General features: G+C 54.2%; 23 protein-coding genes. 14 read left to right on the top strand and 9 right to left on the bottom strand.

Translation table 11 applies throughout. The features are described from left to right. Positions 1–121 precede the first annotated feature (121 nt). Genes NXS97_RS18955 through NXS97_RS18905 form a run of 11 tightly spaced genes read left to right on the top strand, consistent with a single transcriptional unit; the run spans position 122 to position 6,359 of the window. Positions 122–388, top strand: coding sequence for a hypothetical protein (locus tag NXS97_RS18955; protein WP_259232689.1), 267 nt, complete (start codon positions 122–124; stop codon positions 386–388). Between the two features lie 14 nt (positions 389–402). Continuing rightward, the gene (locus tag NXS97_RS18950) at positions 403–546 is read left to right on the top strand and encodes a hypothetical protein (RefSeq protein ID WP_164482445.1); all 144 of its coding nucleotides are present in this window, start codon (positions 403–405) and stop codon (positions 544–546) included. A 5-nt stretch (positions 547–551) separates the two neighbouring features. Continuing rightward, the gene (locus NXS97_RS18945; RefSeq protein ID WP_259232688.1) at positions 552–1,628 is read left to right on the top strand and encodes a hypothetical protein; all 1,077 of its coding nucleotides are present in this window, start codon (positions 552–554) and stop codon (positions 1,626–1,628) included. A gap of 7 nt (positions 1,629–1,635) precedes the next feature. Continuing rightward, positions 1,636–1,920 carry a host nuclease inhibitor GamL gene (gene gamL, locus NXS97_RS18940; RefSeq protein ID WP_259232687.1) on the top strand — a complete coding sequence of 95 codons (285 nt, stop codon included), beginning with the start codon at positions 1,636–1,638 and terminating at the stop codon, positions 1,918–1,920. Continuing rightward, the gene (locus NXS97_RS18935; RefSeq protein ID WP_259232686.1) at positions 1,917–2,771 is read left to right on the top strand and encodes a PD-(D/E)XK nuclease-like domain-containing protein; all 855 of its coding nucleotides are present in this window, start codon (positions 1,917–1,919) and stop codon (positions 2,769–2,771) included. The genes gamL and NXS97_RS18935 overlap by 4 nt, the downstream gene beginning before the upstream one ends. Then, a complete protein-coding gene (locus NXS97_RS18930) occupies positions 2,768–3,868 on the top strand; it encodes a RecT family recombinase (protein ID WP_259232685.1) in 1,101 nt (366 codons plus the stop codon). Before NXS97_RS18935 ends, NXS97_RS18930 begins: the two co-directional genes overlap by 4 nt. A 59-nt stretch (positions 3,869–3,927) precedes the next feature. Further along, positions 3,928–4,197, top strand: coding sequence for an AlpA family transcriptional regulator (locus NXS97_RS18925; protein ID WP_259232684.1), 270 nt, complete (start codon positions 3,928–3,930; stop codon positions 4,195–4,197). A gap of 2 nt (positions 4,198–4,199) precedes the next feature. Next, positions 4,200–4,556, top strand: a complete 357-nt coding sequence (locus NXS97_RS18920; RefSeq protein WP_259232682.1) for a hypothetical protein — start codon at positions 4,200–4,202, stop codon at positions 4,554–4,556. 6 nt (positions 4,557–4,562) lie between these two features. Then, on the top strand, positions 4,563–5,609 hold the full coding sequence (locus NXS97_RS18915; protein WP_259232680.1) for a DNA cytosine methyltransferase: 1,047 nt from the start codon (positions 4,563–4,565) through the stop codon (positions 5,607–5,609). 13 nt (positions 5,610–5,622) lie between these two features. Continuing rightward, positions 5,623–6,189, top strand: coding sequence for a phage N-6-adenine-methyltransferase (locus NXS97_RS18910; protein WP_259232813.1), 567 nt, complete (start codon positions 5,623–5,625; stop codon positions 6,187–6,189). Then, positions 6,186–6,359: an MFS transporter permease gene (locus NXS97_RS18905; protein ID WP_259232679.1), complete on the top strand. Its 174-nt coding sequence runs from the start codon at positions 6,186–6,188 to the stop codon at positions 6,357–6,359. The genes NXS97_RS18910 and NXS97_RS18905 overlap by 4 nt, the downstream gene beginning before the upstream one ends. Here the strand turns inward: NXS97_RS18905 and NXS97_RS18900 are convergent. The 3 genes from NXS97_RS18900 to guaB form a co-directional block, all read right to left on the bottom strand. Then, positions 6,344–7,600: a site-specific integrase gene (locus NXS97_RS18900; protein ID WP_259232677.1), complete on the bottom strand. Its 1,257-nt coding sequence runs from the start codon at positions 7,598–7,600 to the stop codon at positions 6,344–6,346. The genes NXS97_RS18905 and NXS97_RS18900 overlap by 16 nt on opposite strands. Positions 7,601–7,813: 213 nt before the next feature. Then, entirely contained in the window at positions 7,814–9,394 is a 1,581-nt protein-coding gene (guaA, locus tag NXS97_RS18895; RefSeq protein ID WP_116219829.1) for a glutamine-hydrolyzing GMP synthase, read from the bottom strand. A gap of 69 nt (positions 9,395–9,463) precedes the next feature. Further along, positions 9,464–10,930: an IMP dehydrogenase gene (guaB, locus tag NXS97_RS18890; protein ID WP_013026725.1), complete on the bottom strand. Its 1,467-nt coding sequence runs from the start codon at positions 10,928–10,930 to the stop codon at positions 9,464–9,466. Positions 10,931–11,098: 168 nt separating this feature from the next. On the opposite strand from guaB, the gene xseA reads away from it, so the two are divergent. The 3 genes from xseA to NXS97_RS18875 are packed head-to-tail and all read left to right on the top strand — an operon-like array spanning position 11,099 to position 13,855. Beyond that, positions 11,099–12,472, top strand: coding sequence for an exodeoxyribonuclease VII large subunit (gene xseA / locus NXS97_RS18885; RefSeq protein WP_116197373.1), 1,374 nt, complete (start codon positions 11,099–11,101; stop codon positions 12,470–12,472). Between the two features lie 40 nt (positions 12,473–12,512). Next, positions 12,513–13,526: a M4 family metallopeptidase gene (locus NXS97_RS18880; RefSeq protein WP_013026727.1), complete on the top strand. Its 1,014-nt coding sequence runs from the start codon at positions 12,513–12,515 to the stop codon at positions 13,524–13,526. Then, positions 13,523–13,855, top strand: coding sequence for a protealysin inhibitor emfourin (locus tag NXS97_RS18875; protein WP_015699744.1), 333 nt, complete (start codon positions 13,523–13,525; stop codon positions 13,853–13,855). Before NXS97_RS18880 ends, NXS97_RS18875 begins: the two co-directional genes overlap by 4 nt. 54 nt (positions 13,856–13,909) lie before the next feature. Here the strand turns inward: NXS97_RS18875 and NXS97_RS18870 are convergent, their stop codons facing one another. The 6 genes from NXS97_RS18870 to hisS all read right to left on the bottom strand — a co-directional run bounded on the left by NXS97_RS18870 (position 13,910) and on the right by hisS (position 21,759). After that, on the bottom strand, positions 13,910–16,351 hold the full coding sequence (locus tag NXS97_RS18870) for a glucose/quinate/shikimate family membrane-bound PQQ-dependent dehydrogenase (RefSeq protein ID WP_028715463.1): 2,442 nt from the start codon (positions 16,349–16,351) through the stop codon (positions 13,910–13,912). 325 nt (positions 16,352–16,676) lie between these two features. Continuing rightward, positions 16,677–16,898, bottom strand: coding sequence for a zinc ribbon domain-containing protein (locus NXS97_RS18865; protein WP_014605275.1), 222 nt, complete (start codon positions 16,896–16,898; stop codon positions 16,677–16,679). Between the two features lie 71 nt (positions 16,899–16,969). Further along, complete coding sequence (gene der / locus NXS97_RS18860) at positions 16,970–18,454, bottom strand: ribosome biogenesis GTPase Der (protein WP_013026730.1); 1,485 nt, start codon at positions 18,452–18,454, stop codon at positions 16,970–16,972. Positions 18,455–18,627: 173 nt separating this feature from the next. Beyond that, positions 18,628–19,809, bottom strand: a complete 1,182-nt coding sequence (gene bamB, locus NXS97_RS18855) for an outer membrane protein assembly factor BamB (RefSeq protein ID WP_013026731.1) — start codon at positions 19,807–19,809, stop codon at positions 18,628–18,630. A 19-nt stretch (positions 19,810–19,828) separates the two neighbouring features. Next, positions 19,829–20,446, bottom strand: a complete 618-nt coding sequence (locus tag NXS97_RS18850) for a YfgM family protein (protein ID WP_014594313.1) — start codon at positions 20,444–20,446, stop codon at positions 19,829–19,831. A 38-nt stretch (positions 20,447–20,484) separates the two neighbouring features. Beyond that, positions 20,485–21,759 (bottom strand): histidine--tRNA ligase, encoded by a 1,275-nt coding sequence (gene hisS, locus NXS97_RS18845; protein ID WP_013026733.1) that lies wholly within the window; start codon positions 21,757–21,759, stop codon positions 20,485–20,487. Positions 21,760–21,838 lie beyond the last annotated feature (79 nt).

Here is a 21,838-nt window from a genome sequence, read left to right as displayed (position 1 = left end):
TAACGATTGACATCTTCAGCCAAGCGATTATTATTAGCCTCAATAGTTACCAATTTGGTAATTGACGCTCTTTAACAATCCGCAACGGGCATTCACAAACCTGAATCTGGCAGCCCACCAGATGGCAACGCTGACCCGTCAAACCGGAATGCTTGCCTGGAAAGTGACAGTGATTATTCCTCTTCCGGAGACAGCTATGCAACTAACTGATGAGAAGGGAGAGCCGTTCGTAATAGTCCGTATGGCATGTGGGTATCTCTGGCGAATGACCATCATTCAGCAGCGTTACACCCAGGTCGTAAACCGTGATCAGTTCCGAAAGATCGCCCACCAGGCTTATGGCCTGAAGGGTAATTTGTCGTGCAATCAACTATTACCAAAACGGTAATTCTGGATTCGATTATGAAATATCGTTACCAAAACGGGATGTTCATTTTCACCGCATGCGTGCTGGGCATTGAACAGCAGTTCAGCAGCTTTAAAGCCGGTGTTGAATGGGTATTCACACAAAAGATGGCCGCCAGCGTCGCGGCTGACATGGAGTAAAAAATATGTCTGAAGGCACTGAATTAGTCGTTATCAACATTTCCGACGAACAGGCCCCTGCGCTTTACGTCGAAAACGGTCTCGATCAGTACATCGAGAAAATCCGCCAGGCCGTGAACGAGACGCCTGACCTTAGCAGTAAAAAAGGCCGTGACCGAATCGCCTCTCTGGCTTCAAAGGTTTCCCGCAGCAAAACAGCTATTGAAAAGCCTGGGCGCGACTACCTTAAGCGCCTGAAAGAGCAACCCAAGGTTGTTGAAGCTGAGCTGCGCCGGTTCGTAACAGAGTGCGATCGCATACGTGATGAAACCCGCCAGCCTCTGACCGAGTGGGAAAACGCCGAAAAGGCACGCGTAGAAGCACTTCAAAAGCGTATTGCTGATCTGCGAGATCTGGCCGATGTCGTGGACGACGTTGGTAACTACCTGCCATCGCAGAGCATCAGCGATCGGCTTATCTCAGCCAAAGCTGTTGAGTTGGGAGACAGTTGGCAGGAACTGGCAACAGAGGCTGGCGTTGCTAAAGACGCAACTGTGCAAAAGCTTGAGGCCGCGCTGGCTGAATCTAAAAAGCGCGAAGACGCAGCGGCAGAGCTTGAAAGGCTGCGCCAGCAGCAGGCCTCTGAAGCACAGCGCCAGCGCGATGAGCAGTTAAAGCGCGAGGCGGCAGAAGAAGCAACTCGCATTGCAGAGCAGAAAGCAAAGGATGAGCGGGAAGCAGCAGAGCGGCGCGAGGCCGATTTAAAGGCCAAAGCTGAACAGGCAGAACGTGACCGCCTGGCAGCCATTGAGCGTTCAGAACGTGAAGCACGTGAGGCTCGAGAAAAGGCAGACCGTGAAAGACAGGAAGCTGTTGAAGCTGAACGCCAGCGCGCCGCAGCTGCTGAAGCAGCGAGAGTTGCTGAAGAAAAACGGCAGGCTGATGAAGTTGCCGCACGCGCCGCTGATAAAGAGCATCGCCGGGTAATCAACGCGCAGGCTGTTGCAGACCTTATTGCCGCTGGCATACCAGAAGATCAGGCAAAGGCGTGCATAACTGCAATCGTGCTGGGAAAAATCAGCGCCGTGTCAATTAACTACTGAGGTGCTTATGAGCGCTTATGCAGTTCACGAACGCATCGAGGAAACACGCTGGCAACAGCACGATGCGTCAGTAAAAAAAGACGAGTGGATCCGCGAGCGCGCGGAAACGCTTAAGGAACAGTGGCCGGTTGATGTTGCGACCCTGCGCCGCCCTTTCGGTTTCAGTATGCCAAGTATCGACGCTGATTTTGCTCAGGACGCCTTTGCAAACATGGTCGATGAAATCTGCGTTAAGCAGGCCGAAATCGACTGGCGTGACAAAGATTGGTTGGGAAAGGAATGGATGCCATGACAACTAACCCTGAAATCTCATTAGCCCCGAATGATCCGGGGCTTTATTTTGACATCAGCAATGAGGCTTATCACTCCGGCGCCGGTGTCAGCAAATCACAGCTGGACGATATCGCTATCAACCCGGCTGTTTACCAGTGGCGCAAACAGGCGCCGCAGGATGAAGAAAAGTTGCAGGCACTTGATATGGGTACCGCGCTGCACTGCATCCTGCTTGAGCCTGATGAATTCGATAAACGGTTCATCAAAGCGCCTCAGTTCAACCGTCGCACCAATGAGGGAAAGGCCGCAGAAGCCGAATTTCTCAAAGACTGCGCATTTACCGGTAAAACGGTTTTGGATCATGAGCAACACCGCAAACTAAAGCTGATGCAGGCCAGCGCCATGGCCCACCCGGCGGCGCGGTTCTTCCTGGAAGCAGATGGCCACTGTGAAGCGTCCATTTACTGGGATGACGAGCAGACTGGCGAACTTTGCCGGATCCGCCCGGACCGCTTTCTGAAACAACAGCCGGTAATCGTGGACGTGAAGAAAGTGGCAGACATGGACCGCTTTACGCGTCACGTCGAGGAATTCCGGTATCACGTGCAGGACGCCATGTATCGCGATGGCTTCTATCAGCACTTCAACGAATACCCGCAGTTTGTCTTTATCGCCGTCAGCGAGTCGATCGACTGCGGCCGCTATCCGGTCCGGGTTTTTCAGCTCGAACAGGAAGATGTTGCCGTGGGCCACGAACTATATCGCCGTGACCTTCAAACCTATCACCAGTGCCGCCTGACCAATTCATGGGGCGGCGTTGAATCTCTTTCTCGCCCGGCATGGGCGCGCAAAAAGGACAATCAGGCATGAATGATTTAGTCGATGTAAACAATCAGCCATCAACAATCAGCGCCAGCAATGCGGTATTCAACCCGCAAGCACTGAACCAGTTAACCACCTTTGCAAATCTGATGGCTGATTCAACTATCAGTGTTCCGGCTCACTTTGTTGGTAAGCCTGCTGACTGCATGGCGGTAGTTATGCAGGCAATGCAGTGGGGTATGAACCCATACGCAGTGGCACAGAAAACACACGTCATCAACGGTGTGCTGGGCTATGAGGCTCAGCTGGTAAACGCGGTGATTTCCAGCTCTAACGTAATCGTCGGTCGATTCCATTACGAGTATGCCGGTGACTGGTCAAAATGCACAAAAACAAAAGAAGTTAAGGTTCAAAAACCAGCAAAGGGTGGCGGCACCTACGAAAAAACTGAGCGCGTAAAAGCCTGGTCTGATTCCGATGAAGAAGGCTTGACCATCCGTGTTGGTGCTCGGCTGCGGGGTGAAAACGAAATAACCTGGTGCGAGCCAATTCACCTATCTGGCATAGTCGTGCGCAACTCGCCATTGTGGGTGACAAATCCTAAGCAGCAAATGGCTTATCTCGGCGTTAAATATTGGGGCCGACTGTATTGCCCTGAAGTCATCCTGGGGGTTTACACGCCAGACGAGTTTGAACCTGTAGAGCGCACTGAGCGCGACATCACCCCAGCCAGCACCACCACCGATCTAAACAACATGATCAGTAATGCCAGCCTGGCATCCGGTGCTGTAGCGGAACCCGGGGAAAATGCAGATTTAGTTCACCTGCTATCCGCACTTGTAGACGGGATTGATTCTGTTGAATCCGCAGAGGTGACGGGCAATAAAATTACTGAGCATAAAGATAATCTCACAGAATCAACCTTCCGTTCTCTGCGCGCTCGGGCTGTGAAAGCTTACAAACATCACGATGCCCGCCGCCAGATTGAAGCTGCGATCAACAGCCTGGACGCCAGCGCGCCCGATGCGAAAGAAACCTTCCTGAAAGTTGAAGCAGACCTGCAGCGCCTAAAAGGACAGTTGGGCGATGACCTGCACGAAGGCTTCTCTATCACCCTGGCTGACATGAAAGCCGAATACGTTTAACCAACACCAGTGAAAACCTATGGGCGCCGCAGAGCGCCCTTTTCTTTGGAGAAAGAATTATGAAAGGTGCAATCCGCAAGGACCAGTTGCTGAAGAAGGTGCCACTGTCCGAGTACACCATCAACCAGATGGAAGCAAAAGGCGAGTTTCCCAAGCGTTTCCCGTTAACCAACCGCACTGTTGCCTGGAACGAGGACGAAGTAGAGGCGTGGCTCGATGAGCGCCAGCGTAACGCGGCGGCCGCAGTGCGTGACCCGTCACTGGCCGCGAAGTTTGAAGCTAACCCCAACCACCAGAAACAGCGCAGCATGATGCGCATGGCAGGTTAACCATGACAGCCAAAGAGTTGATTTACGCTTTCCTCAAAGAGAGAGGATCAGCGCGCTCTGTCGATATCCACGCTCACCTTGAAAAGCAGGGTTTACGTCGTGACAGCTCAATGTGCGCACTGAGCAAGTTGTATAAAGCCGGAATAGTTTTCCGGCATCAACATGGCCGCGATTTTATCTGCTGGCTGCGTGATGCCAGTCAGGATTTTGAAATCAGCGAGATTAACCGCCGCCTGAGCAATGCCAATCGCCGGCTGACACCATGCAACAGCGTCAACATCATTTTCGATGAGTGTCGCAAGACAAGCCACATTTACCAGATGGATCAGCTGTTGCGCGAGGCCCGCGAGTTGCGGTGAATCGCCATGAACTACTACAACGAGTGGGATAAAGGCGCGGCCGACTGGCTGCGTGAATTGATTAAGGCGGGGTTAATCCCGAATGGGTATGTCGATGAACGATCAATCACAGAGGTCACCCCTTCAGATCTGGAAGGATTCACACAATGTCATTTCTTTGCCGGAGTCGGAGGGTGGCCCCTTGCACTCCAGTTGGCAGGAGTACCAGCAAGCAATCGACTCTGGACAGGATCACCCCCTTGCCAGCCGTTTAGCGTTGCCGGTCAGTCTCTCGGATTTGACGACGAGCGCCACCTCGCGCCCGTCCTTCTCAGGCTCGTCAGAGAGTGCAAACCTCAATGCTTCTTTGGCGAACAGGTTGCAGCGGCAATTAGCAAACACTGGCTCGATTTTGTATTCCTTAACCTGGAAGACAAAGGCTACTCCTGCGGGGCGGCCGTATTGCCAGCGTGCAGCGTCGGCGCCCCGCACAAAAGAGACAGATTGTTCTTTGGAGCGCAGCGATTGGGTAACTCCGACATGTTCGAATACCATGCACAGCACTATGAAACAGTGGGAGGACCGGAACCAGCGCTGCAAGGAGAAACACGGAAAGGGGATGGGGAAACCCCTTCAAACGCAGGTGCTTATGACAGCGTGGCCGACACCGCCGGCGAACGACTTCAAAGGCAGCGGGAAGACGGTAATACGGAAGGACGGCAAGGATCGGACGTTCGACAGGCTGGATTATGCAACGGAGCAAGGGCTAGCACCGTGGCCCACGCCGGTTACAGTACCCGACTCTCCAGCGAGTCACGGTCAAATGAGCGGCGATTACCGCAGGGCGCTTGCGAAGATGCAGCCGTTTGGTCCAATCCGCATCACAGCTTCTGGTCAGATGTTGACTGGCTCGGCTGCCGAGATGGAAAGTACCGGCCAGTTGAATCCGGCACATTCCCGCTGGCTAATGGGATTCCCGCCAGAGTGGGACGATTGCGCGGTTATGGCAATGCCATCGTCCCGCAAGTCGCCGCAGAATTCATTAAAGCCTTCAGAGGAGCCTGTGGAAATTAACCCAACTGAAATTATGCAACCATCCGTATTAAACGATTATGGCGGTAGTAATACACCACCAGAGCATCGTGACAGTTGGCGCACACCGCCAGAACTGTTTGCCGGTATCAATGCTGAGTTCCGTTTTTGTGGTGACGTGGCAGCCAGCGCAGATAATGCGCTTCACCATTGTTATCTGACTGAGAAACAGGATGCACTAAAGGCTGACTGGATAAAGCATTTCGGTGGCGGCTTCGTGTGGTGTAACCCACCTTATTCCAGCATCACGCCGTGGGTGGAAAAAGCCAATCAGGAGTGCATTAACGGTATTGGCACAGTAATGCTTGTTCCGGCAGATACGTCGGTGGGATGGTTTAATCTGGCGCGGCAGGCATGCACTGAGGTCAGATTTATCACCGGCGGGCGTCTTTCATTTGTCCGCGCTGACACAGGTAAGCCGGTAAATGGAAATAACAAAGGCTCAATGCTTATCATCTGGAACCCTTACCGCCCCGCAGCTGGCCACACTGGTTATGTGGATCGTGACGCATTGATGAATACGGGGCGTTCTCTAATTGGCGAACGTGGGGAGGCTGCATGATTTTGATTACTCTGTATCTGATTGTTGCTGCCTACCTTCTGGGCCGTCTGGAAAGCCCGCCGCACTCGCTTGCATCATTCTGGATCTGCATTTTCTGGCTTCCGGCGGGGCTGGTTTATCTGTCTGCCACCCTGGCAGATAAAACACTTGGCGATCACCCTGAACGCTGAGACATCCATTGCTCAAATTTTAACGGTGAGAAAGGCACCAAATCTTCGATACTCCCCTCTGTCCACCCATCCACCATATCGGCCCATTGCTGCAGCATGAACGTGCGTTGCGGGAGATACTCCGCTTTGTTGTAAACCGCGCGCACGCCTTTCTGTTCATGGGCCAGACTCTTCTCTATCCAGTCTGACGGATAACCCGCCTCATGCAAAAGCGTGCTGGCCGTCCGGCGGATGTCGTGTACTGTAAAATCCTTTATCTTCTCCCCTGATTCTCTTATAGCCTCAATCGTAATCGTCAACACCCTGTTAAGCGCTGCATTTGACAGCGGCTTAGCCATATCATATCGACCCGGTAAAAGATAATGGCTGCCACCAGCACACATTTTAAGGCCAACCAGCAGATCGTTAGCCTGTGTTGAAAGCGGGATGACATGCTCTCTTGATCCCTTCATCCGCTCGGCCGGAATCTTCCATAACATCCGTTTGAAATCTATTTCATCCCATTCAGCGTGCGTGAATTCGCTTTTCCTGACCATTGTCAGCATGACAAATTTCACGGCAAGTTTGAGCGTGGCCATCGTGGAAACGTTATCGAGCGAGCGAAAGAACAGACCGATTTCTGCAGGTGTAAGCGTGGTGACGCGCGGCTCAAACGTAGCGATCGATGAAGCACGGATACGTTCGGCGGGATTGGTGAACTCATGCCCGCGGTCAGTTGCATACCGGTAAATGCTGGCGATTATCTCGCGGGCCTGAACGGCTGTTGCCCGGCCACCACGCGCCACAATCCTGTCGCACAGGTCACGAACCATCGCCGTGTTTATCTCCGTCATCAACTTATTGCCCAGCGCGGGCAGAATATCCCTGTCGATTACGGCCTGTTTCATCGCGCGCGTACTGTCAGCCAGGCGGGCATGCTCCATGTATTTGACGGTAAAATGGTTAAGCCTGTCGGCGCCGGCAATCTGTTTTTTACCGTCGCGTTTCGCCGCAGACGGCGACACGCCTGAAGATATGAGCTTTTTAGCGGTATTGAGTTGCTCACGTGCTTCGGCCAGGCTGATACCGTCAGGCCCGTATTTACCGATCGTCAGGGTTTCGCGGCGCCCGTTGAACCGGTAGTCATAGCGGAATGAGATGGTGCCGCCCGGCAGCACGGATACATAGAGCCCTTCACGGTCTGCAACTTTGTACGCCTTATCGCGCGGCTTGAGGTTTTTTATCTTTGTGTCTGTAAGCATGGTCGGCTCCGAATACCGTCACCGCTACCAATCTGGTAACGGTAAAAAAGGATCTGGAGCGTACAACGGATCGGCCATACCGTCAAAAACACCGACGGTAAATTGTGGCTTTCAGCAATCGTTATCAATCGATAAAAAGAAAAAGCCACCAGCAAACGCTGATGGCTCAAGGGTTTTACAAATCGGTGTCAATCGTCAGCAAAAGGCTGTAAATCATTCCCACTCAATCGTCGCCGGTGGCTTGCCGGAAATATCATAAACTACCCGGGAAATACCGTTAACTTCGTTGATGATGCGGTTGGACACGCGGCCCAGGAAGTCGTACGGCAGGTGCGCCCAGTGGGCGGTCATGAAGTCGATGGTTTCTACCGCGCGCAGTGAAACGACCCAGTCATACTTGCGGCCATCGCCCATAACGCCAACAGAACGTACAGGCAGGAACACGGTAAAGGCCTGGCTGACTTTGTTGTAGAGATCGGCTTTATGCAGCTCTTCAATAAAGATGGCATCCGCACGACGCAACAGGTCACAGTACTCTTTCTTCACTTCACCCAGTACGCGCACGCCAAGGCCTGGCCCCGGGAACGGATGACGATAGAGCATATCGTAAGGCAGGCCCAGCTCCAGACCGATCTTGCGCACTTCATCTTTAAACAGCTCTCGCAGCGGCTCGACCAGGCCCATCTTCATCTCTTTCGGCAGGCCGCCGACGTTGTGGTGCGACTTGATCACGTGCGCTTTACCGGTAGCAGAGGCAGCCGATTCGATCACATCAGGATAGATGGTACCCTGCGCCAGCCACTTCACGTCTTCCAGACGCAGTGCCTGCTCGTCAAAGACTTCAACAAAGACGCGGCCGATGATTTTACGCTTCGCTTCCGGATCGTTTTCCCCGGACAGGGCGTCCAGGAAACGCGCTTCGCCATCAACGTGAACGATATTCAGACCAAAATGGTCGCCAAACATGTCCAGCACCTGCTCAGCTTCGTTCAGGCGCAGCAGCCCGTTATCGACGAATACGCAGGTCAGGTTTTTACCGATGGCGCGATGCAGTAGCATGGCGGTCACTGACGAATCCACACCGCCAGATAAGCCCAGAATCACTTTGTCGTTGCCGACCTGCACGCGCAGACGCTCGACGGCATCTTCGATGATTTTTGCCGGTGTCCAGAGCGCTTCACATTCACAAATATCGATAACAAAACGTTCCAGCATGCGCAGCCCCTGACGCGTATGCGTCACTTCCGGATGGAACTGCACGCCGTAGAAGCGTTTCTCTTCGTTCGCCATGATGGCAAATGGACAGGTTTCTGTACTGGCAACGGTAACAAAGTCAGCAGGGATAGCGGTCACTTTGTCACCGTGACTCATCCAGACATCCAGCAACGGTTTACCGGCTGCGCTGATGGCGTCTTCAATATCGCGAATCAGGGCGCTTGCCGTGTTGACTTCAACCTGCGCATAGCCAAACTCACGCTCGTTGGATCCTTCCACCTTGCCGCCCAACTGCATCGCCATGGTCTGCATGCCATAACAAACACCCAGAACCGGCACGCCAGCCGTGAACACATAGTCAGGCGCGCGCGGGCTGCCATGCTCGGTTGTGCTTTCCGGGCCGCCAGACAGAATGATGCCGCTTGGATTGAACTGGCGAATCTGCTCTTCGGTGACATCCCAGGCCCAGAGTTCACAGTACACGCCAAGCTCACGTACGCGGCGCGCAACCAGCTGCGTATATTGAGAACCAAAATCGAGAATCAGAATGCGGTGCTTATGGATATTTTCCGTCGTCATTGAGGGGTTTCCAGAACGGTGACTTAAAGTAAAGCGCCCGGCTGTTGCCGGGCGGGAAATCTTACGGGGTTATGAACCCATGCGGTAGTTCGGTGACTCTTTGGTGATGGTCACGTCGTGCACGTGGCTTTCATTGATGCCCGCGCCGCTGATGCGCACGAATTCGGCTTTGGTACGCAGATCATCAATGGTCTGGCAGCCGGTCAGGCCCATGCAGGAACGCAGGCCACCCATTTGCTGATGCACGATCTCTTTCAGGCGGCCTTTATAAGCCACGCGGCCTTCAATACCTTCTGGCACCAGCTTGTCCGCAGCGTTATCGGTCTGGAAGTAACGATCCGACGAACCTTTAGACATAGCGCCCAGCGAGCCCATTCCACGGTAGGATTTAAAAGAGCGGCCCTGATAAAGTTCGATTTCACCCGGTGATTCTTCGGTACCTGCCAGCATCGATCCCACCATGACGCAGGATGCGCCTGCGGCAATCGCCTTCGCGATATCACCAGAGAAACGAATACCGCCGTCCGCGATAACCGGAATGCCGGTGCCTTCCAGCGCAGCCACGGCATCTGAAACGGCGGTGATCTGAGGGACACCCACACCGGTAACGATACGCGTAGTACAGATGGAGCCAGGGCCGATACCGACTTTAACTGCGCTCACGCCAGCTTCAACCAAGGCCAGCGCGCCCGCACCTGTTGCAACGTTGCCGCCGACGATTTCAAGGTCAGGATACTTAGCGCGGGTTTCACGGATACGCTGCAGTACGCCTTCTGAATGGCCATGCGACGAGTCAATCAGCAGTACGTCCACACCGGCAGCAACCAGCGCATCTACGCGCTCTTCGTTGCCCGCACCGGCGCCTACAGCCGCACCGACGCGCAGACGACCCTGCGCATCTTTACAGGCGTTAGGTTTACGTTCGGCTTTCTGGAAGTCTTTAACGGTGATCATCCCCAGCAGGTGGAAGCTGTCATCCACGACCAGCGCTTTTTCTACGCGCTTTTCATGCATTCTGTGCAGGACGACATCACGGGCTTCACCCTCTTTCACCGTCACCAGGCGCTCTTTTGGCGTCATCACGGCCGTCACGGGCTGGGTAAGATCGGTGACGAAGCGCACATCGCGACCGGTGATAATGCCCACCAGCTCGTTATCCGCGTTCACGACCGGGTAACCGGCAAAGCCGTTGCGTTCGGTCAGTTCTTTCACTTCCGCCAGCGTGGTGGTGGGCAACACGGTCTGCGGTTCAGTGACGACGCCGCTTTCATGCTTTTTAACCTTACGCACTTCATCTGCCTGGCGATCAATCGACATATTTTTGTGAATGAAGCCCAGACCGCCCTCTTGCGCCAGCGCAATAGCCAGACCCGCTTCGGTCACGGTATCCATTGCAGCAGAAAGCATGGGAATATTCAGACGAATGTTTTTGGTCAGCTGAGTGCTGAGATCGGCCGTATTCGGCAGGACGGTGGAGTGTGCAGGAACGAGCAGGACGTCGTCAAAAGTGAGTGCTTCTTTAGCGATTCTTAACATGGCAATACTCCACCTCGGGTGCGTGAGAATAGATAAAATATTGCCGCGGCATTATACAGGCCGTAATCGATTGCCTCCACTATTATTTGAGAAAAAGTCTTGATCCGCGCAATCAGCAATGTAGTATCGACTGATTAACCTACTGATTTGGAATTTGATCTTCGTCACATGTCGCTGCCGCCAAACGCCAATATTTTTACCGTCAGCCGTCTCAATACGACAGTGCGTCAGCTGCTGGAGAATGAGATGGGCCTGGTTTGGCTCAGCGCCGAGATCTCCAATTTCACCCAGCCCGCTTCTGGCCACTGGTACTTTACCCTGAAAGATGATGGCGCCCAGGTCCGCTGCGCCATGTTCCGTAACGGTAATCGTCGTGTGACGTTCCGTCCCCAGCATGGCCAGCAGGTCCTGGTTCGCGCAAATATCACACTCTATGAACCGCGCGGCGATTATCAGCTGATTATTGAAAGTATGCATCCCGCCGGTGAAGGCCTGCTGCAGCAGCAGTTTGAGCAACTTAAAGCCAGGCTGGCGCAGGAAGGCTTGTTCGAACCCGAACACAAGAAGCCCTTACCACAGCCGGCTAAGCAGGTTGGCGTGGTCACCTCTGCGACGGGTGCAGCCCTGCACGATGTTCTGCGCGTGCTGCATCGTCGCGATCCCTCACTGCCCGTTGTGATTTATCCCACTGCCGTTCAGGGCGTAGATGCGCCTGCCGCTATCGTGCGCGCCATTGAGCTTGCGAACCAGCGTGCCGAGTGCGACGTGCTGATCGTGGGTCGCGGCGGCGGTTCGCTGGAAGATCTGTGGAGTTTTAATGACGAGCGCGTTGCGCGTGCGATTTTTGCCAGTCGCATTCCCGTGGTCAGCGCGGTTGGCCATGAAACCGACGTCACCATTGCCGATTTTGTTGCTGACCTGCGCGCGCCAACGCCTTCCGCTGCGGCAGAGATTGTCAGCCGTAATCAACTTGAACTCCTGCGCCAGCTGCAGTCACAGCAACAGCGGCTGGAGATGGCAATGGATTATTATCTGGCGCGCCAGCAGCGGGTATTCAGTCGCCTGGATCATCGCCTGCAGCAGCAGCATCCTCAACTGCGTCTGGCTCGCCAGCAAACCGCACTGTTTCGCCTGCAGCAGCGGTTGGGCGAGGCGATGGAACAGCGGCTTCGCAATGCCACTCGCCAGCAGGACCGCCTGTCACAGCGCCTGGCGCAGCAGCAGCCACAGCAGCGCCTGTATCTGGCGCAAAAAAGCCTACAAAGCTGGCACTATCGCCTGCAACAAAGCATGGAAAAATTGCTTAACCGTGACAAAAACCGCTTCGGTCAGCTTGCGGCCCAGCTGGAAGGCGTCAGTCCGTTAGCCACGCTGGCGCGTGGATTTAGCGTCACGACCGACAACGCTGGCCAGGTGGTGAAAAAAACGCGTCAGGTGAGCACAGGCGATTTACTGCGTACCCGTCTCGATGATGGTTGGGTAGAAAGTCAGGTCACGCAGCTTATTCCCGAAAAACCGAAACGAAAGAAAAGCATTTCTTAACTATACTTCCTGGTACATCCCTCGTGCCAAGGAGTCTACAATGGCTTTCAGCGTTATCCCTCCCTATATTCTCCGTAAGATTATCGCCCACGGTTCCGGTCATCAGCAGGAGCAGGCGCGCCGTACCCTCACCCACGTTCAGCACCTGATGGCGGAGCACTGGCAAAAGACGGCTGCGCCGAAAACCACGCAGGCCGGGAAGATTGAGCGTGAAATCTATGATGCCAAAAACAAAGAAACGTTGCCGGGAACCCTGGTGCGTAAAGAAGGCCAGTCTTCAAATGGTGACGTTGCCGCCGACGAGGCCTGGAACTATCTTGGCGTCACACACGATTTCTTCTGGCAGATATATAAACGCAATTCTCTGGACAATAACGGTTTGAAATTAGCGGGAACCGTTCACTATGGTGAAAAATATCAGAACGCTTTCTGGAACGGACAGCAGATGGTGTTCGGCGACGGCGATGGTGAGATCTTTAACCGTTTTACTATCGCTATTGATGTTGTTGCGCATGAGTTATCGCACGGTGTCACAGAAACCGAAGCCGGTTTGATCTATTTTGAACAGGCTGGCGCGCTAAATGAATCCATGTCCGATGTCTTTGGCTCCCTGGTGAAGCAGTTCAGTAAAAAACAGACTGCCGATAAGGCCGACTGGATCATTGGTGAAGGCCTGCTGGCGAAAGGCATCAATGGCAAAGGCTTGCGATCGATGTCGCACCCCGGCACCGCTTATGACGACCCAATGTTGGGTAAAGATCCGCAACCGGGCCATATGGACGACTATATTAAAACGCGAGAAGACAACGGCGGCGTGCACCTGAACTCTGGCATTCCTAACCGTGCCTTTTATCTGGCAGCACAAGCACTAGGTGGTTTTGCCTGGGAACAGGCAGGGCAAGCGTGGTATGACACCTTGTGTGATGATAATTTGCATCAGGATGCTGACTTCAAAACCTTTGCACAGTTGACCGTGCAGCACGGTGAAAAGCGCTTTGATCGTTCCGTCGGCAGCAAAATTGAACAGGCGTGGAAAGAGGTAGGCGTATTATGAGTCAACTCCCCGAACTTACCGACGACGCCACCATTGTGGTGACGCGCGAAGGTGGCTTTGCTTTTATCCCCGGCTTACGCAGCGAGCGTCGTTTTCCCTTAGGTGAACTTCCTGCGCCAGAGAAACAGCGCGTCTGCAAAGTGCTGGAGCAGGCGATGCCGCTGGGCGAGTCAGAGGATAAAGCCACTAAGGTAGGATGCGGGGATCAGCGCTATTTTCGTATCCAGATCCAGTACGCCACGCGCCGTGAGGCCGGTACGGTGGTGATCCTGATACCGGAACAGTCGGCCCCGCCGGAGCTGGTGTCGCTCTTCCGGGACGGAAAATAAGCACAAAAAAAGGGCCGCGAGCGGCCCTTTTATTTTACCCGTTATCGCTTGCTGTTACTTGCTGTCTGGCAGCGCATAAGCAATCACGTAGTCACCGCGATCCGGTGACTGACGCGCGCCGCCTGCTGAGATCAGAATGTACTGCTTGCCGGTTTTCGGCGAGACGTAGCTCATCGGGCCGCCCTGACTGCCAACGGGCAGACGCGCTTTCCACACTTCTTTACCCGTTGCGCTATCAAACGCACGCAGATAGTAATCCTGCGTACCGGCGATAAACACCAGGCCGCCCTGGGTTGCCAGCGTGCCGCCCAGCGTTGGCATGCCGATTGGCATTTTCGCGCGCATTTTGATCCCGAACGGACCGGTATCCTGCACGGTACCCACCGGAACCTGCCAGACGATTTTCTGCGTTTTCATATCGATAGCAGACAAGGTACCGAACGGGGGAGCCTGGCAAGGAATGCCCAGCGGTGACATAAATCGGTTCTTATTCACCGCATAAGGCGTACCTTTCAGTGGAACGGCGCCCATGCCGGTATTGATCGCCTCACCGCCGTTGCTGCCACGGGAAACCTTGCTGGTATCAACCGGAATCATCTGTACCCACAATCCTAAACGCATGTCGTTAACAAACAACAGGTTGTTATTCGGATCGGTGGACATACTGCCCCAGTTCATACCGCCCAGCGAACCCGGGAAACTCAGCGACTTATCCGTGCCCGGCACGGTAAACAGGCCGTCATAGCGCATAGATTTAAAGGCGATACGGCAGGCAAGCTGATCGAACGGCGTGGCCCCCCACATATCGGACTCTTTCAGCGTCTGATTACCAATCATCGGCATACCGGTCGAATGCGGCTGGGTTTTAGTGTACTGCTCGTTAGGGATATGTCCCTGCGGCATTGGCAGCTCTTCCACTTTGGTCAGTGGCTTGCCGGTCATCCGGTCCAGCACAAAGATCATGCCGGTTTTGCCGCCGATCACGACCGCAGGCTTGGTGCTGCCGTCTTTCATCGGGAAGTCGATCAGGCTCGGCTGCATCGGCAGATCGAAATCCCACAGATCGTTATGCACGGTCTGATAAACCCACTTCTCTTTACCGGTTGTTGCATCGAGTGCCAGTACGGAGGCACCGTATTTATGATCGAGTGCGTTGCGGTTTGCGCCCCACAGGTCAACCGATGAGCTTCCCATCGGAATAAACACGGTGTTCATGGCCGGATCGTAGGACATCGGCGCCCATGAGTTTGGCGTACTCCGCGTATAGTCCTTGCCCGGCATCAGAATAGCATTCGGATCGGTATTGCCCGGGTCAAAGGCCCAACGCATCTGGCCGGTGATCACGTCAAAACCGCGTAACACGCCGCCAGGCATATCTGTTTTAACGTTGTCAGCCACGCGCCCGCCTACGACAACGGTGGTACCGGCAATCGTGGGTGCAGAGGTGAGCTGATAAAGCGGATCGGGCGCATCGCCCAGGCCCTTTTTGAGATCCACGATGCCGTGGTTACCAAAGTCCTCACAGAACTCGCCGTTATCAGCATTAATGGCAATCAGGCGCGCATCGATGGTATTCATCAGAATACGGCGCTGGCAGCTGTCTCCGGCCGCCAGCGTAACGCCAGGAACCGGCGTAGAACCCGGTTGGGTTGGCTGGGTAAGCGGTTTGGTCGCATCAAAATAGGCCAGACCACGGCAGCGCGGCCAGACTTCTGCCTGAGCATTAATCTCACGCTTCCAAATCTGCTTACCGCTGTCGGCTTCCACCGCGATCACGTTGTTGTGCGGGGTGCAAAGATAAACGGTATTTCCCACCTGCAGCGGCGTTTGCTGATCTTCAGCGCCATTGCCGGTTGGGCTTTCAGGGATATCGCCGGTGTGATAAGTCCAGGCGACCTGCAGATCTTTCACGTTATCGCGAGTAATCTGGTCCAGCGCAACAAAGCGGCTTCCCCCTGCGGTATTCCCGTAGTGATCCCAGTTTTGCTGTTGCTTTGACTTATCTACCGGAATCAGCGGCAGTTCCTGACCGGTTGAGGCAACGGTAGGATGGGGCTGAAACATCTGAACTAAGGTAGCGACCATGCCTACGGCAATCACGGCAGAAAAGGCATACGACACTTTTGCCAGCGAAGGCTTGTTTTCGCGCTTGCGCAGCGCAGGCCAGGTGATGAACGCCAGAATCATCAGACCTGCAGGCACCATCAGGCGGGAAACCAGAGGCCAGAATTGCAGTCCGGCGTCAATGACGGCCCAGATTAACGTTCCTACAAACACCAGCAGGAACAGGACAACCGCGGAGGATTTCGCACGGAAAAACTGAATGGCTGACAGCACCGTAACGATGCCTGCAACCAGAAAATACCAACTGCCGCCAAGCGTCGCGAGTTGTCCCCCGCCAACCGCAAAGAACAGGCCGGTTGCCAGTAGCACCAGCCCGAGCAGCACGGACCATATTCTCAACCCTTTACCGGATCGAGATGATGTTTCAGCCATAACACTTACTCTCCTGATAAACAAAACCGCTCCAGCCCTGTGCGCGACCCGGCTCATCGCCGGTCACGTTGCAGGTAAAAGAAGCAGCGTTGTTTTATTCCAATTAAAGCGGACCCGCGTTCATGAAATGAATGATGTGTTCCGGAGACAGCCCGCACGGGGCGCCCCCGTCATGACGCGGAAAAATTGTACCACCTGGTACGTTATCCCGTGAAGGTTTAAACGGGTTTGTTACGAAGCAATAGCATTTTCGCTACAAATTTTTACGCCGTTACGGTTCGCAGCGTTGGGATCTTCATGTGTTGCAGGTTGAAGTGGCCAGGCGTCAGACAGGAAAAATCCTGTAAGTGAGACGACGTCTGGAAATTAAGCCGTGACTATGATGACAAAAATAGTCGGTCGCGCCGCAACTTTTGAGTTGCTCAAGGGGCTGATGGCAGTCGGGGCAGACAGGCTGGTAGCGATAACGAACACCGCACCCGGTGCAGATAAGATCGATCTCGTCAGGGGCCAGGGGTTGATAACATTTTTCACACGTTGCGCGCATATTTTCATCCGACTATGCAAATAAACGCAATCTTAGGGCAAAAAAAAGAGGGCCACCTGGCCCTCGATCAATTAACGCTTATTCTTCTTCATATGCGCCATCAGACGCTTACGTTTGCGCTGTTGCGTCGGCGTCAGCAGATTGCGTTTGCCTTCGTAAGGATTTTCACCCTCTTTAAACTGAATGCGGATGGGCGTTCCCATCACGTTAAGTGAACGGCGGAAATAGTTCATCAAATAACGTTTGTAGGAATCCGGCAGGTCTTTAACCTGATTACCGTGGATCACCACAATCGGTGGGTTGTAACCGCCCGCATGGGCATATTTCAGTTTAACGCGACGACCGCGAACCAGCGGTGGCTGATGGTCTTCCGCCGCCATATTCATGATGCGCGTCAGTAGGGAGGTATTGACACGTTTTGTAGAGCAGTCGTAGGCTTCCGTAACGGACTCAAACAGGTTGCCTACGCCGCTGCCGTGCAACGCAGAAATAAAGTGCACGCGTGCGAAATCGATAAAGCCCAGGCGGAAATCCAGCGTCTCTTTGACTTCGTCACGCACTTCCTGCGACAGGCCATCCCATTTATTCACGACGATAACCAGGGAGCGTCCACTGTTGAGAATAAAGCCCAGCAGCGACAGATCCTGATCGGAAATGCCGGCGCGGGCGTCAATCACCAGCATGACGACGTTGGCATCTTCGATCGCCTGCAACGTTTTAATGACTGAGAATTTCTCTACCGTATCCGTAATTTTACCGCGCTTACGTACGCCCGCCGTATCGATCAGCACATACTCGCGACCGTCACGTTCCATCGGAATGTAGATACTGTCACGGGTGGTGCCCGGCATGTCGTAAACGACCACGCGATCTTCACCGAGGATGCGGTTAGTCAACGTAGACTTACCTACGTTAGGACGGCCAACAATCGCCAGCTTAATCGGTAAGGTTGTGGGATCGAAATCGTCCTCTTCTTCCTCTTCCTCACCGTTTTCTTCTGCCGCTAAGGCTGCCCAGTAAGCTTCGTTTTCATCTTCTTCGGTGACCTCAACCGGATCGACCTTTTCCATCCACGGCAGCAGCGCCGTTTCCAGCAGGCTGGTTACGCCACGACCGTGCGAGGCCGCGATAGCGTGAATTTCACCCAGGCCCAGAGAATAGAAATCCACCACCGCCTGATCCGGATCCAGTCCGTCGGTTTTATTCGCCACCAGAAACGTTGCTTTTTGACGAGAGCGGAGATGCTTTGCAATTTGCTGATCGGCGGCCATCATGCCTGCGCGAGCGTCGACCATAAACAGCACAACGTCGGCTTCTTCGATCGCCAGCAGCGACTGCTCCGCCATGCGCGTTTCAACACCGTCTTCGGTGCCATCAATACCGCCGGTATCGATAACAATAAATTCGCGCCCTTCCACTTCGGCGCGACCATATTTGCGATCGCGAGTCAGTCCAGGAAAATCCGCTACCAGCGCATCTCGTGTGCGGGTTAAACGGTTAAATAGCGTAGATTTTCCCACATTGGGACGCCCAACCAGCGCGACCACAGGTACCATAACAATGCCTCAATAATGTATTAAATCGCCCGAATGGCGTGATTATAACGGCTTTAGCCGCTCAGTTCAGGCTTAAGGCGCTAAGGATACCATGCCTGACTAAAAACGAAACGGCCCCTGATGAAATCAGGAGCCGTTGTGCCAGGGAACCACCCTGCCTGACAACTTACCCGTTAGCGAGTAATGGCGTAAACTTCACCGTCTTTCGACTGAATCAGCAGTTTGTCGCTGGCGACCACTGGCTCAGTCTGGAAGCCTGAGCTGTCCAGCTTTTGCTGGGCAACAAAACGACCATCGGTGGTGTTCATCCAGTGCAGGTAACCTTCGCTGTCGCCGACCACAAGGTAGCCGTTATAGAGAACCGGTGAAGTCAGATTACGATGCAGCAGCTCGCTTTGACGCCAGATAGCGACACCGCCATCCGCATTCAGCGCAATCACACGATCGTCCTGATCGACCAGGTAGATGCGACCCGCATCGACAATCAGATCTTTAACGCCGCCGATTTCACGTTTCCATAAAATCTGACCTGAGCGTAAATCCAGTGCGGTCAGGTTGCCATTGTAAGCCAGCGCATAGACCACGCCGTTGACAATGACCGGCGTGGTATCCACATCGCTCAGGCGATCAATTTCCGTTGCGCCGCTGGGCTGTGAAATACGCTGCTGCCAAATCAGCTGGCCTTGGTTCAGGATAACGGCACTGACACGGCCGTTATCGCCGCCCACAATGGCGCCACCAAAGGCCACAGACGGCGCAGATTCTCCGCGCAGTGACAGCGCAGGCATATCCAGGTTGACGGTCCACTTCACCGCTCCCGTGGCCTGATCCAGGCCCTGTAACATGCCGTTACTGGTATGAATCAATACCAGACCATCGCTGACCACAGGGCGCGACAGGGCTTCACCCGCCGCTTTCGCCTGCCAGGCAATGGCACCATCGCTGGTGTTCAGTGCATAGACCTGCCCGCGTTCGCTGCCAATATAGAGGCGATCGCCGCTCACGGTGATGCCGCCGGACAGCATGGCAGAACGGTTTTTCGAGAAGAAGCCGGTTTTCTCAGAGAGATCGACTTTCCATTTTTCTTTACCATCGGCCGCGTCGAGCGCTTTTACGATACCAAAGCGGTCAGCAGCATAAACGGTGCCGTCTTGCCAGGTGGGGTGCAGGTTGGAGTAAAAATCACCGATACCATCACCCACGCCGGTACTCCATACCGTCTGAGGCGTAAACTGGTTTTCCACCTTCGGCAATGGGGCCATTTTCACTACATCTTCTTCGCCGCTGAACAGCGAGCAACCGCTGAGCAAGGTGACTGAAATCAGCCCCGGCAGCAGGTATTTACGTAATTCCATGCGCTCTCTCTTGACTGGCTTAGCTTAAGTTATTCATCTTCATCTGCATCATTTGCTTCAGTGCAGGAGACGCGTCAGATTCTACGCCTTTGCTCCATGCATCGCGCGCGCCCTGCTTATCGCCCTTGCTGAGCAGCGCTTCGCCGCGGATGTCAGCAACAATGGCTGTCCAGCCATCACCCTTCACACTGTCAAGGGTTTTAAGTGCCGCATCAGCCTGATTCTGTTGCAGTTGAATGCGTGCCAGGCGCAGGTTGATAACCGCCTGCAGGTTGGCATCTTTAGTATCTTTCAATCCGTTTTGCAGCAAGGTAGCGGCTTTGTCCAGCTGATTGCTGTCGACATACTGCTTAGCCAGATCCAGGGCCGCCAGGGCACCGTAAGTATTGCTGTTTTCGCTGGCGAACGTGTTGACGGCTTCCAGGGTTTCTGGCTTACCGGCCTGCATCGCACGGGTGACTTTTTGGTATTCTGCCGATACAGTTTTCGCGGAATCCTGCTGATGGCTGGACCAGTAGCGCCAGCCGCCCAGTGCAGCAATCCCGATAACCACGCCTACGGCTAAGGCTTTACCGTTGTTGGCGAAAAAGCGACGCAGCGCATCAACCTGTTCGTTCTCATTGCTATAAACTTCCACGCAATCCTTCTCCTTTCAATGGTTGTGCTTTGACACGCTTACTGCAACAGCGTGCGCAGTGCAGCAGCCGCGTCCGCCTGCGCCAGCGTTTGCTGTTCGCCATTGCGCAGGTCTTTAATCACGACCTGACCGGCCTTCTGTTCATCTTCGCCCAGCACCAGGGCAACGCGGGCGCCCCATTTATCCGCACGGGCGAACTGCTTCTTGAAGTTACCGCCGCCAAAGTTGGTCATCAGTTTCATTTCAGGCAGGTGATCGCGCAGTTTTTCTGCCAGCTGCATCGCCGCTGACTGAACGCCCTGACCTGAAGCGATAACATAGACATCGACATTGCGCGCGGGTTCAAATTCCGGATTCACCGCCTGCACTAACAACACCAGGCGTTCCATTCCCATTGCGAAACCGACACCCGGTGTGGCACGGCCACCCAACTGTTCTACCAGCCCATCATAACGACCGCCACCGCAAACGGTACCCTGGGAGCCCAGGCTGTCGGTAACCCATTCAATTACCGTGCGGTTGTAATAATCCAGCCCACGCACCAGCCGCTGATTCACCGTGTAAGCAATACCCGCGTCGTCTAACAGCGCGCGCAGCCCGTCAAAATGCTCGCGGGATTCCACATCCAGATAATCGCCCAACTGAGGCGCATCGTTCAGCAGCGTCTGAATATCAGGATTTTTACTGTCGAGCACGCGCATCGGGTTACTGTACATACGGCGCTTACAGTCTTCATCCAGCGCCTCTTTATGCTGTTCCAGAAACGCCACCAGCGCATCGCGATAGTTGGCACGGGCTTCAGGCGAACCAATGGAGTTCAGTTCCAGACGAACATGGTCGGCGATGCCCAACGCTTTCCACCAGCGTGCGTTCAGCATGATCAGTTCGGCATCAATGTCCGGCCCCTGCAGACCAAAGACTTCAACGCCTATCTGATGAAACTGGCGGTAACGCCCTTTCTGAGGACGCTCGTAGCGGAACATCGGCCCCATGTACCACAGGCGCTGTTCCTGGTTATAAAGCAGACCGTGTTCGATACCTGCGCGCACGCAGCCCGCCGTGCCTTCCGGACGAAGCGTCAGGCTTTCGCCATTGCGATCGTCAAAGGTATACATCTCTTTTTCAACCACATCGGTGACTTCACCAATTGCGCGTTTGAAAAGAGGAGTCTGCTCTACGATGGGTAAGCGAATTTCGCTGTAACCATAACTCGCCAGCACTGACTTCAGTACATCTTCAACCCGTTGCCAGATGGCCGTATCCGCAGGCAGGAAATCGTTCATCCCGCGAATCGCTTGAATATTCTTCGCCACGTTAAAATCTCTTAATGCAAAAAAACCTGTCCGGCATCATACCTCATGAGGATGAAACCGCACAGGTTCAGCTAAAAAA

Source organism: Pantoea sp. B623, from assembly GCF_024814475.1.
GTDB classification, from domain to species: Bacteria; Pseudomonadota; Gammaproteobacteria; order Enterobacterales; family Enterobacteriaceae; genus Pantoea; species Pantoea ananatis.
This window is presented reverse-complemented; position numbering and strand designations above follow the sequence as displayed.